General features: G+C 65.1%; 10 protein-coding genes. 6 read left to right on the top strand and 4 right to left on the bottom strand.

Annotated features, from left to right (window positions below):
* Nucleotides 1–185 precede the first annotated feature (185 nt).
* The 3 genes from ACQR1L_RS35010 to ACQR1L_RS35000 all read right to left on the bottom strand — a co-directional run bounded on the left by ACQR1L_RS35010 (nt 186) and on the right by ACQR1L_RS35000 (nt 1,356).
* The gene (locus tag ACQR1L_RS35010; protein WP_434862463.1) at nt 186–485 is read right to left on the bottom strand and encodes a BrnA antitoxin family protein; all 300 of its coding nucleotides are present in this window, start codon (nt 483–485) and stop codon (nt 186–188) included.
* A 70-nt stretch (nt 486–555) separates the two neighbouring features.
* On the bottom strand, nt 556–1,152 hold the full coding sequence (locus tag ACQR1L_RS35005; protein WP_434862462.1) for a Fic/DOC family protein: 597 nt from the start codon (nt 1,150–1,152) through the stop codon (nt 556–558).
* Nucleotides 1,153–1,158: 6 nt separating this feature from the next.
* Nucleotides 1,159–1,356: a hypothetical protein gene (locus tag ACQR1L_RS35000; protein ID WP_434862461.1), complete on the bottom strand. Its 198-nt coding sequence runs from the start codon at nt 1,354–1,356 to the stop codon at nt 1,159–1,161.
* A gap of 432 nt (nt 1,357–1,788) precedes the next feature.
* On the opposite strand from ACQR1L_RS35000, the gene ACQR1L_RS34995 reads away from it, so the two are divergent.
* The 4 genes from ACQR1L_RS34995 to ACQR1L_RS34980 all read left to right on the top strand — a co-directional run bounded on the left by ACQR1L_RS34995 (nt 1,789) and on the right by ACQR1L_RS34980 (nt 6,374).
* On the top strand, nt 1,789–3,027 hold the full coding sequence (locus ACQR1L_RS34995; protein WP_434862460.1) for an FAD-binding protein: 1,239 nt from the start codon (nt 1,789–1,791) through the stop codon (nt 3,025–3,027).
* Complete coding sequence (gene glcF, locus ACQR1L_RS34990; protein WP_434862459.1) at nt 3,024–4,346, top strand: glycolate oxidase subunit GlcF; 1,323 nt, start codon at nt 3,024–3,026, stop codon at nt 4,344–4,346. Before ACQR1L_RS34995 ends, glcF begins: the two co-directional genes overlap by 4 nt.
* 73 nt (nt 4,347–4,419) lie before the next feature.
* Nucleotides 4,420–4,881 carry a hypothetical protein gene (locus tag ACQR1L_RS34985; protein ID WP_434862458.1) on the top strand — a complete coding sequence of 154 codons (462 nt, stop codon included), beginning with the start codon at nt 4,420–4,422 and terminating at the stop codon, nt 4,879–4,881.
* Nucleotides 4,882–5,375: 494 nt separating this feature from the next.
* The gene (locus tag ACQR1L_RS34980) at nt 5,376–6,374 is read left to right on the top strand and encodes a TorF family putative porin (RefSeq protein ID WP_434862457.1); all 999 of its coding nucleotides are present in this window, start codon (nt 5,376–5,378) and stop codon (nt 6,372–6,374) included.
* A 386-nt stretch (nt 6,375–6,760) separates the two neighbouring features.
* Here the strand turns inward: ACQR1L_RS34980 and ACQR1L_RS34975 are convergent, their stop codons facing one another.
* Nucleotides 6,761–8,509, bottom strand: coding sequence for an ABC transporter ATP-binding protein/permease (locus tag ACQR1L_RS34975; RefSeq protein WP_434862456.1), 1,749 nt, complete (start codon nt 8,507–8,509; stop codon nt 6,761–6,763).
* A gap of 320 nt (nt 8,510–8,829) precedes the next feature.
* On the opposite strand from ACQR1L_RS34975, the gene ACQR1L_RS34970 reads away from it, so the two are divergent.
* The gene (locus tag ACQR1L_RS34970) at nt 8,830–10,494 is read left to right on the top strand and encodes an L-lactate permease (protein ID WP_434862455.1); all 1,665 of its coding nucleotides are present in this window, start codon (nt 8,830–8,832) and stop codon (nt 10,492–10,494) included.
* A gap of 214 nt (nt 10,495–10,708) precedes the next feature.
* On the top strand, nt 10,709–11,107 hold the full coding sequence (locus ACQR1L_RS34965) for an META domain-containing protein (protein WP_434862454.1): 399 nt from the start codon (nt 10,709–10,711) through the stop codon (nt 11,105–11,107).
* Nucleotides 11,108–11,257: the final 150 nt, after the last annotated feature.

Genomic DNA, 11,257 nt, shown 5'->3' with positions numbered 1-11,257 from the left:
GGCCAGAACTTTACCTCGATGCCCATGTTGCGGCCTCGCGCCAAAGCCAAAAAGAAGAAATTTGTGACGCAGTAGTATTAGCTAAAGGCGTAATTCGCCGCGCGTCACGCATTGTCGGGCCAGTTACGCTTCGCCAACCGCCTGCGGACTTCCTCAGGCCGCTTGACGAGAGGCTTCTTGGTTGCTTAGCGCTTCTTCGTGGAATTTTTGTCGACGATCTTGACCAGGGCCTCGTCAATTTTTGTCTGCCAGCCCGGTCCCTTCGATTTGAAGTACTTCACGACGGCGGGGCTCAGGCGGATACTCACCTGAATCTTGGTCGGCTGCTTTTGCGGACCGCTCCGGCGGATGGTCTTCGCAATCTCCGAGAAGACCTCGGAGAATGGCTTGGCCCTGGCGAAATCGCTCGCGGTCCATTCCGGATTGTCCGAGACGGCTTTCATGTCGGCCTTGGAGTAGGCGCGCTTCGTCTTAGCGGCTGTCATAGAGCGGCTATCTTTCCTTCCCGGAGGCCGAGCGCATCTTGATGCGGTTACCGCTCGGAAGGCTTGCCTCCTACGCTAATTCTCTTGGGTTCTCGTCGTCAACGAGGCGTTCAATGGCCGCGGTCAGAGGCGCCTCATCTCCATCGAAGCTCGCAATCATCGCCTGCAGAAAGGCGCCTGGATCCAGTGCTTCCAGGTCGATGGTGTGCCCGGCTTGATCTGCCAGTAAAAGAAAGAACGAGAGCTGCGCACGGCCGTTGCCCTCCCTGAAGGCATGGATCACGTTCAGAGTTGCGAGGAATTCCGCCGATCTCCTCGCAAACTCTGCCGGTGGCAGGTCCTGGAGGAAATGATCGTTCTCAAGTTTGGCGAACAGCCGCTTCGCTTCGCGCGCAATGTTCTCCGGGAAGCAGAACATGCTGCCGCCTTTCGAAATGCGGACCGTGCGCGGCTCTCCCGCCCAGTCGTAGACATCTTGAAAGAGATGGCGGTGGATCGCCTTGAAATGTGCGAAGTCTAGATCTCCGGCCGGGAGCTCCTCGTCAGCCCTGGTTTCGCTGACCTCAGCCTCGAAAGCCGCGAGTTCCGTAGCGTCTCGAATATCCAGCTTGTTCTTCAGAACGGTCGTGCCGGGATAGCAATAATCGTCGGCGACCGCGTCGTACATCGTGGCCTAAGCCTTGCGATAGGCTTCGATGATCGACTTCCGGCGTTGCTCGGGGGACAGGGCCTTGCCGGTCGTAGACGCGGCGCCCTTCATCTTGGGGGAATACTCGATCCCCTCGACGGCGCTGATCTTGCGATAGCGCGCGCTGCCGATCACGAAGCCGCCGGCCTTGGTCTTTTTCGATGCGGGTCTCTTTGGAGCCATGCCGATACGCTAGCACATTTGGAGCGATCTCGCACGAGAAGCGGGTCGGGCGGATGAGCCGAAGGCGTCATCCGCAATGTGGCGCGAAAGGTCGGCGGGTTACGCTGCGCTAACCCGCCCTACGGACTACGAAATGCTCCACCCGTGGGGCGCCCCTCACCCCAACCCTCTCCCCGCGAAGGACGGGGAGAGGGGGCGCACCGCTCGTGGGGGGATGGCTCGTGTCACGACGGCAGCGGTCCTGGCGAGTCCGCGCTCCAAGACCTCGAATGGTCCGCCCGGCGCGTCCGTCGTTCCCTCTCATCTCCTTGTCCCCGCACGATCTTTTCGCCACACCGGGCTGCCCTTTTCTCCGATCATGCTCTAGAACGAGTCCAACGCCGGTGGCCGCGTTGCGGTCGCCTTCATCATCAACAAGCAAGGCGAGCAGTGGTGGACGCCCTGAAGGTACGGAACGCGGCCGATGTGGAGGAGGTGGTCCGCTCGGCGATCGCCAATGAGCAGCCGATCGAGGTGATCGGGCATGGCTCGAAGCGGGGGATCGGGCAGGTGACGGCGACCAATGCCGTGCTCGATGTGTCGGCGCTGAGCGCTGTGGTCTCCTATGAGCCGAACGAGCTGATCATCACGGCGCAGGCCGGCGCGCCGCTCGGCGACCTCTTGTCGCTGATCGATTCGAAGAGCCAGCAATTCGCGTTCGAGCCGATGGATACGGGGCCGCTGCTCGGGACCACGGGGCGGGGAACGCTGGGCGGGATGATCGCGGCGGGGCTGGCGGGGCCGCGGCGGATCCGGGCCGGCGGGGTGCGCGATCATCTGCTCGGGGCTTACGCGGTGTCCGGCTTCGGCGAGAGCTTCAAGACCGGCGGCAAGGTGGTGAAGAACGTCACCGGCTATGACCTCTGCAAGCTGCTGGCGGGGTCCTGGGGCACGCTGGCCGTCATGACGGAGGCGACGCTGAAGGTGATGCCGCGGCCGGAGGCGGAGCGGACGCTGGTGCTGCGCGGGCTCGACGATCTCAGGGCCAACCGGGCGATGACGGCGGCGCTGGGCTCGCCGTTCGACGTCTCGGCCGCGGCGCATCTGCCGGCCTCGACGATGCGGCCCGAGGTGGACGGGCTCGGCGCGATCGGCGCGCGGGCCGAGGCGGTCACGGTCATCAGGCTGGAGGGCATCACGGCCTCGGCGGTGCATCGCGCGGGCTCGCTCGCCAAGCAGCTCGCGACGTTCGGCACGGCCGAGATCATCGCCGATGACGTCTCGGCCAACGCGTGGAGTGCCATCCGCGACGTGCTGCCGTTCGCGGCGCAGGGCACCTTGGGGGCGTGGCCGGTGTGGCGGATCGTCTGCCCGCCGGTGTCGGGCGCTGAGATCGGGCAGGCGCTGGTGAAACAGACCGGCGGCGAGGTGATTTACGATTGGGGCGGCGGCCTGATCTGGGCGGCGCTGCCGCCGCAGGCGGATGCCTCGGCGGGCGTGGTGCGCAAGCTCGCGGACGCCGCCGGCGGCCACGCGATGCTGCTGCGGGCATGGGACGAGATGCGGCTCGCCGTCGATGTGTTCCATCCGCAGCCCGCGGGTGTCGCCGCGCTGGAGGAGCGGGTTCGCGTGTCCTTCGATCCCAAGACGATTCTCAACCGCGGGCGGATGCGCCGGAGCGCTGTGGCATGAAGACCGAGTTCACTTTGGCGCAGCTCGCCGATCCCGATATCGCGGTCGCCGACAAGATCCTGCGCGCCTGCGTCCATTGCGGCTTCTGCACCGCGACCTGCCCGACCTATGTGCTGCTCGGCGACGAGCTCGACAGCCCGCGCGGCCGCATCTACCTGATCAAGCAGATGCTGGAGAAGGAGCAGGCGCCGACGGCCGACGTGGTCAAGCATATCGACCGCTGCCTGTCGTGCCTGTCCTGCATGACGACCTGTCCGTCCGGCGTGCACTACATGCACCTGGTCGACCAGGCGCGGGGGCGGATCGAGCAGACCTATCAGCGCGCGCCGATGGACCGGCTGCTCCGCGCCGTGCTGGCCTATGTGCTGCCGCGGCCGCGCGAGTTTCGCCTGGCGATGAGCCTGGCGCGGTTCGCCCGGCCGTTCAAGGCGCTGCTGCCGGCGAGATCGCAGACGACGGGGCCGGCGCCGAGCGTGCTGCGGCGCGTCAGGGCGATGCTGGAGCTGGCGCCATCAGCGCCGCTGCCCGCGCCGGGGCCGGCGGGCGGGTCGGTGTTTCCGGCGCAGGGCGCGCGACGCGGCCGCGTGGCCTTGTTGCAGGGCTGCGCGCAGGCGGCGCTGGCGCCGCGCATCAACCAGGCTGCGATCAATGTGCTGACGCGGCACGGCGTCGAGGTGGTGCTGGTGAAGGACGAGCAATGCTGCGGCGCGCTCACCCATCACATGGGGCAGGACGACGACGCCAAGGCGCGGGCGAAAGCCAACATCGCGGTGTGGACCGCGGAGGCGCAGCGCGGCGGGCTCGATGCCATCCTGGTGACGACGTCAGGCTGCGGCACCGTGATCAAGGACTACGGCCACATGCTGCGCGAAGACCCGCAATATGCAGCGCCTGCGGCGGTCGTCTCGGCGATGGCCAAGGACATCAGCGAGTATCTCGCGACGCTCGAACTGAACGTGCAGGCGACGCATGATGACATCACGGTGGCCTATCACTCCGCATGTTCGCTGCAACATGGGCAGAAAATCACGAGCATTCCGAAAGAATTGCTTTCCAAGTCCGGATTCGTGGTGAAAGATATACCGGAGAGTCATCTGTGTTGCGGTTCGGCGGGGACCTACAACATTCTCCAGCCCGACATCGCGATGAGACTGCGCGATCGCAAGGTCGCCAACATCGCGAGCGTCAGGCCGAATGTGATCGCGGCGGGCAATATCGGCTGCATGATGCAGATTGCCAGCGGCACAACCCTCCCTGTCGTCCACACCGTTGAACTTCTCGACTGGGCGACGGGCGGTCCGCGTCCGGAAATGAATTGAGCGACGGGCGCGAGCGGCTTGCCGGCCCGTCCCGCCGGATGATCTGACCGATCGGCGGCAACAGGAGGTTTCGATGGCGAAGGACAAGAAGTCGAAGAAGGACAAGAAAGAGAAGAAAGAAAAGAAGCTGATGGCGCAGGCCAAGAAGGCCGCGAAGAAGGCGAGCAAGTCGGCGAAGAAGGCTGGGAAGTCCGCCAAGAAAGCTGCGAAGGCTCCGGCCAAGAAGGCGAAGAAGGCCGTGAAGGCGGCGCCGAAGAAGGCTGCCAAGGCGCCGGCCAAGAAGGCCGCCGCCAAGAAGGCGGCGAAGGCTCCGGCTAAGAAGGCGGCCAAGGCTCCGGCCAAGTCCGCCCCCAAGTCTGCTGCGAAGGCGCCGGCCGCGCCGAAGAAGGCGGCCAAGAAGCGCGCCCCGAAGAAGATGGCGCCGCTGGTCGAGGCTCCCGAGACGCACGAGACCGAACAGGCCTCCGAGACCAGCTGGGCGACGCCGAGCGAGCCGGCCCACGACGGCGAGCAAGGCACGCCCTCCGAGAGCTGATACCGGCTTCTGCGCTGGTCAGGGCAGGCCGCCAGGACCAGACTCCAGGATCAGACTCCAGGATCAGACTCCGGGGGCACGACGATCGATGGACGACCGAGGCTGCAGCGCCACCGCTGCGGCCTCTTTGCTTTTGACGGGCTCGCGCGCCGACTCACCCCGGTGCGGGGGCTGTCCCCGTAAATCTACGACCGGGCGAATCCGCATTGCCGTCGGTGGTCGAATGTGAGGACCGAGCGCCACGATCTCGCGGTTTTGTGCACGCCACGGGGATTTCACCCACAGAAACTTGTTGTTCAAATGCAACAGGCCGACGGCAACCTGCCGTAGAATTGTCAAATCGCCCAAAAAGGCGGCAGATGCCGCGCTTTTTTGCTTCACCTGCGGCGAGACGCTGTCACAAATCGAGACTGTATGACGCAGATGGTCTTGATTGTGCCCTGGGGGGCCGAACATCGGACCGGTGCTCGAAATTCGGGTGATGGGGAACGTTCATGAAGAAGTTGGCTTTGTTGGCAACGGCGCTGGCAATGGTTTCGGGTTCGGCCTCGGCCGCTGACATGGCGGTGAAGGCCTACAAGGCTCCGCCGCCGGTGGCCGCTTTCGATCCCTGGGACATCGCGTTCGGCGCCGCGATCATGAACGACTACGTCTTCCGCGGCGTGACCCAGTCCAACCACAAGCCGTCGGTCGCCGCCTATTTCGAGCCGCGCTACAACGTCAACAAGGACCTGCAGCTGTACATCGGCGTCGCCGGTGAGAGCATCTCCTTCCCGAACCGCGCCGCGGCCGAGATCGACATCTACGGCGGTATCCGCCCGACCTTCGGCGCCTTCGCCTTCGACATCGGCGTCTGGGGCTACCTGTATCCGGGCGGCACCTGCTACTACGGCGGCGGCGCGACCACCGACTTCGCCGGCCGCGCCCTGAGCGCCGAGTGCCAGGCCAACACGCTGACCAACCTGAACGTGATGAAGAAGGACGTCTCGTTCTTCGAAGTCTACGGCAAGATGAACTACACCGTGAACGACATGTGGACGTTCGGCGTCACCGAGTTCTACACGCCCAGCTTCCTGAACACCGGCGCCTGGGGCAACTACGCCTCGGTCACCGGCAAGTTCACCGCCCCCAGCACCACCTTCGGCTCCAGCGGCGTCGGCATGTATGTGTCGGGTGAGTTCGGCCGCCAGTGGTTCGGCACCTCCGACTCGTTCTACGGCACCGCCGCCTTCCCGAACGGCATCAAGTATGCCGACTACAACACCTGGAACATCGGCGTCGGCTTCACCTACAAGGTCTTCACGCTGGACCTGCGCTACTCCGACACCAACCTGTCGAAGGGCGATTGCAACGCCTTCACCAGCGACTTCACCGGCAGCGGCACCACCAACGTGACCGCGATCAACCCGACCGGCGTCGGCTCCAAGTGGTGCGGCGCGACCGGCATCGCCAAGCTCTCGGTCGACCTGACCGCGATGAGCAACCTGAAGTAAGTCGCCTCACGGCGGATCGAATTCTCAAAGGCAAAGGGCGGCAGAGCAATCTGCCGCCCTTCTGCTTTTTGGGGCGCTTATTGCCTTGCCGCGAGCATCATGCGGCTTTGCGGAGTCGGGCGATTGCACTTCGACTGCATGGTCCCGATGCCGCCACGCGCAGCTTTGAAGCCAAGTCCACTGTCACCCTCCCCTGGAGGGGGAGGGTCGGCTCACATGGAGCGCAGCGGAATGCGAGCCGGGGTGGGGTGATCGCTCCGCTGGGATCGGTGTCCGCGGCTCACCCCACCCCGCTCGCCCGCTTCGCGTGCGATCGACCCTCCCCCTCCAGGGGAGGGTGAGATCGAGATCGCCGCGCCTGCGAGGCCTGTCAGGCCAGGATTGCCTTACTCGGCTCCCTCCGCCGGCTGCGCCGTCGGCCGCAAAGTGAAGCGGTCGCCGTCGCGAATCAGTTCGACCTTGCGGTCGTGGAAGTCGTGCAAGGTCGAGCGGTGGCCGATCGAGACCACGGTGGTCTGCGGCAGGCGGTCGGCGATGACGCGGTAAAGCTTGGCTTCGCCCGGCTCGTCCAGCGACGCCGTGGCCTCGTCGAGGAACAGGTAGTCCGGTTCATGCAGCAGCGCGCGGGCGATGCCGAGCCGCTGCTGCTCGCCGAGCGACAAGGTCCGGTTCCAGTGCCCGTCCTCGGCGAGCCGGTCAGCCAGTTGCGGCAGCCCGACGGCCGCCAGCGCCTCCTTGATCCGATCGGCGCCGTACGCGTCCGCCGCGGCCGGATAGACGATCGCGGCCTTGAGCGCGCCGATCGGGAAGTACGGCCGCTGCGGCAGCATCATCAGCTTGGCGTGGCCGGGCACGCTGATCGCCCCGCTGCCGAACGGCCAGATGCCGGCGATGGCGCGGAACAGGGTGGATTTGCCGGCGCCGGACGGGCCGGTCAGCAAGGTGCGCTCGCCGCTCTCGAGGCGGAAGCCCTCGGCCGCGATCAGCGGCAGGCCGTTCGGCAGCTTCAGCAGCAGCTGGGCCAGCTCGATGCTGTCGCCCGAATGGCCGACGACATCGATCGTCTGCGGCTCCGTGGCGAGCTTGGCCGCGCTCTCGATCGCCATGTCGAAGCCGTCGAGGCGGGCCACGGTGGAGCGCCAGTCGGCAAGCGTACGGTAGGTCGAGACGAAGAACGACAGCGCGCCCTGCACCTGGGAGAACGCCGAGGCCGTCTGCATGATCGCGCCCATCTGGATGGTCTTGGCGAAGTAGGCCGGCGCCACCAGCACGTAGGGGAAGATCACCGCGGCCTGCGAGTAGCTTGCTGTGAAGGCCGTGAGCCGCTTGGTCCGGCTCATGATCTGGTACCAGTTCTGCACCACCCGGCCGAACCTATCGGTGAGCTGGCCCTGCTCGGCGCCCTCGCCGCGCAACAGCGCGATCTGCTCGGAGCTTTCGCGCACCCGCACCAGGTTGAAGCGGAAGTCGGCCTCGTAGCGCTGCTGCTCGAAATTGAGATTGACCAGCGGCGCGCCGATCCAATGCGTCAGCACCGTGCCGAACACCGCGTAGATGAGCGCGATCCAGACGAGATAGCCGGGTACGGAAACCTGCGTCCCGAACAGCTGCAGCGGCGCGTCATTGGACAGGCCCCACAGCACCACCGTGAACGAGGCGAGCGACACGATCGAGCTGAGCAGGCCGATCGAGATGTTGAGGGTCTTGTCGACGAACAGCTGCACGTCCTCGGCGATACGCTGGTCCGGGTTGTCGGCGATGTCGCCGCGCAGCTGCATGCGGTAGTGCGTGGCGCTGCTCAGCCAGCGCCGCAGATAGACCTCGGTCATCCAGCGCCGCCAGCGGATCTGCAGCCACTGATTCAAATAGAGCTGGTAGATCGCGAGCAGGATGTAGATCGCCGCGAGCCCGACGAACACGCCGATCTCCCAGATGAAGCTGTCCCAATTGTATTCCTGCAGCGCGTTGAAGAAGCGGTTCTGCCATTGGTTCACCAGCACCTGGATCGCGACCAGCGACAGCTCGATGGCGATGACGGCGGCGAGCAGGATGCGTCCCGCCAGTCTGTCCTCGGACCGGAAGTAGGGGATGGCGATCCGCCAGACGGTCGCGATGGTCGAGCGCAGATTGTTCACAGTGGAACTGCTCCTGAGAAAGGGCCTTAACGGGCTGAGTTGGCGGGAGAATTTCGCAGTCGCCACCGCCTGTCTAGACGAAAGTCGTAAGGTGCCGGGCGACCGCCGGCTTGTCGGTCGCATGCGGCAAACCGTAGCATGCTGCATACAAGAGACATCGCGGCTGCCGCCAGATTTCGCGAGAATTTGAGCAGATTGGGGCGGTTGCCGGGTTTGTGATCTCGAATGCGCAGTCTTGCCCAGGCTTGACCTTGGGCAGATAGACCCGGTCCGCCCCGCCGGCTCGGGTCCAACAAGAAGAACGTGGGGGGAGACGTACTATGTGGAACCAAGTCTATGATCCGTTGGCGAGTCCGGTGCTGTCCACACTGGCCGCCGCAGTCCCCGTCGTGACGCTGCTGGTGCTGATCGCCAGCGGCAAGGTCAAGGCGCACATCGCGGCGATCATCGCCGTGATCCTCACCAACGTGATCACGATCGTCGTCTTCACGATGCCCGCCAACATGTCGCTGCGCGCCACCTTCCTCGGCGTGGTCACCGGCTTCTTCCCGATCGGCTGGATCGTCCTCAACGTCATCTTTCTTTACCAGGTCACGGTCTCGACCGGCCGATTCGAGCTCTTGAAGCGCGCGATCGGCGGCGTCACCGAGGACCGGCGCCTGCAATTGCTGCTCGTCGCGTTCTCCTTCGGCGCCTTCTTCGAGGGCGCCTCCGGCTTCGGCACGCCGGTGGCCATCACCGGCGCCGTGCTGATCGGGCTGGGCTTCTCGCCGCTCGCGGCCTCCGGCCTGTCGCTGATCGCCAATACCGCGCCGGTCGCCTACGGCGCGCTCGGCACGCCGATCCAGGGCCTCGCCTCGGTCACCGGCATCGATCCCTATATCCTCGGCGCGATGGTCGGCCGGCAATTGCCGGTGTTCTCGCTGATCGTGCCGTTCTGGGTGATCTGGGCGTTCGCGGGCTGGAAGGGCATGAAGGACGTCTGGCCGGCGATCCTGGTCACCGCCGTCTCCTTCGCCGTGCCGCAGTTCCTGATCTCGAACTACATCAATCCCTGGATCGTCGACATCGGCGCCTCGCTGATCTCGATGGGCGCGCTGATCCTGTTCCTGAAGGTCTGGCAGCCGCGGCAGCTGTGGCTGTCGCCGGCGCTGCGCGGACGCGACGATTCGGCGGCGACCATGGCCGCGCAGAAGCCGCTCGACCGCACGCCGCTGACGCAAGCCGAACTGTGGGGCGCGCTGCTGCCGTGGATCATCGTCTGCATCATCATGCTGATCTGGGGCAGCGGCGCCTTCAAGAGCTGGGCGAACGCGAACTTCGCGTGGAACTATCCGGTGCCCGAGCTCGACAAGCTGATCAACAAGATGCCGCCGGTGGCTGCCAAGCCGACGCCGGAGGGTGCGGTGTTCTCGTTCACCTATCTGACCTTCACCGGCACCGGCATGCTGATCGCTGCGATCATCTCCGGCTTCCTGATGGGTGTCGGACCGGGCAAGCTGATCGCCGAATATGGCCGCACCATCCGGCTCTGCGCGATCTCGCTGATCACGATCTCGGCGATGCTCGCGATCGGCACGCTCACCCGCCTGTCCGGCGTCGACGCCACCCTCGGCCTCGCCTTCGCCACGACAGGCGTGCTGTATCCCTTCTTCGGCACCTTGCTCGGCTGGCTGGGCGTGGCGCTGACGGGGTCGGACACGGCGTCGAACGTGCTGTTCGGCAACCTGCAGAAGATCACCTCCGAGCAGCTCGGCCTGTCGCCGGTGCTGATGGCGGCCGCCAACTCCTCCGGCGGCGTGATGGGCAAGATGATCGACGCCCAATCCATCGTCGTCGCCTCGACCGCCACCAACTGGTACGGCCACGAGAGCTCGATCCTGCGCTACGTCTTCCTGCACTCGATCGTGCTGGCCTGTCTGGTCGGCCTGTTCGTGACCTTGCAGGCCTATGTCTATCCGTTCACCGCGATGGTGCTGAAGTAGCGCCATCGCTCAAGACAGAGACCGATTGCGATCGAACGGACTGCGACAAAAACCCCGCGTCGCCTGGGCAACGCGGGGTTTGCTATGTTTGGACCACAATTGTGGGGGAGCCGTGCTGGCAGCCATCGAGTCGATCGCCTACAAGGCGGGCTCCGTGCGTGATGATCTGTCGAGAGGAATGATGCGAGTTGTGAAGCGAGCCAGGACGCGAACCATGACGCGAACCATGGCCGGCGTGATCGTCGCGCTGGCGATGTCCAGCATGTCCGTCGATGCAATGGCGGCGGAGGAGTTTCCGTTCGGCATGGAAATGACGCTGGACGCGCTGCCGCAGCCCGGCTCGAAGCGGGTGCCGGATCTCGATATCGGCGACCACGGCGAGACCGTGCTGGAGCTCTGGTGCAAGGGCGGCAAGGGCCAGTTCTCGGTCGCCGGCAACACCATCGTGTTCATCGCGGGCCAGATCGAGGACCGCAACTGCCCGGCGGCGCGTGCCCAGGCCGACGACGAGCTGATCGCCGCGCTGAGCGCGGCAACGAACTGGAAGCGTCAGGGCGATTTGATCACCTTCATCGGCCCGAAGACGCTGCGCTTCCGGCTGAACACGAATTGAGAATTGAGCTGAGGCGGGTGTTTCTGAAATCAGAGTTGCATCGATCGGAATGCAGGCCCCGCTGCCACCCTCCAGGGCAGGGCTATCGCATGTGGAAATTCCAGGCTGTCGCGACGAACGATCCTGCAAGTTAGTTACTCCGTCATGCCC

This window comes from Bradyrhizobium sp. HKCCYLR20261, from assembly GCF_051168435.1.
Classification (GTDB): domain Bacteria; phylum Pseudomonadota; class Alphaproteobacteria; order Rhizobiales; family Xanthobacteraceae; genus Bradyrhizobium.
The sequence above is the reverse complement of the archived record's forward strand: the minus strand, read 5'-3'. Positions and strand labels throughout refer to the sequence as shown.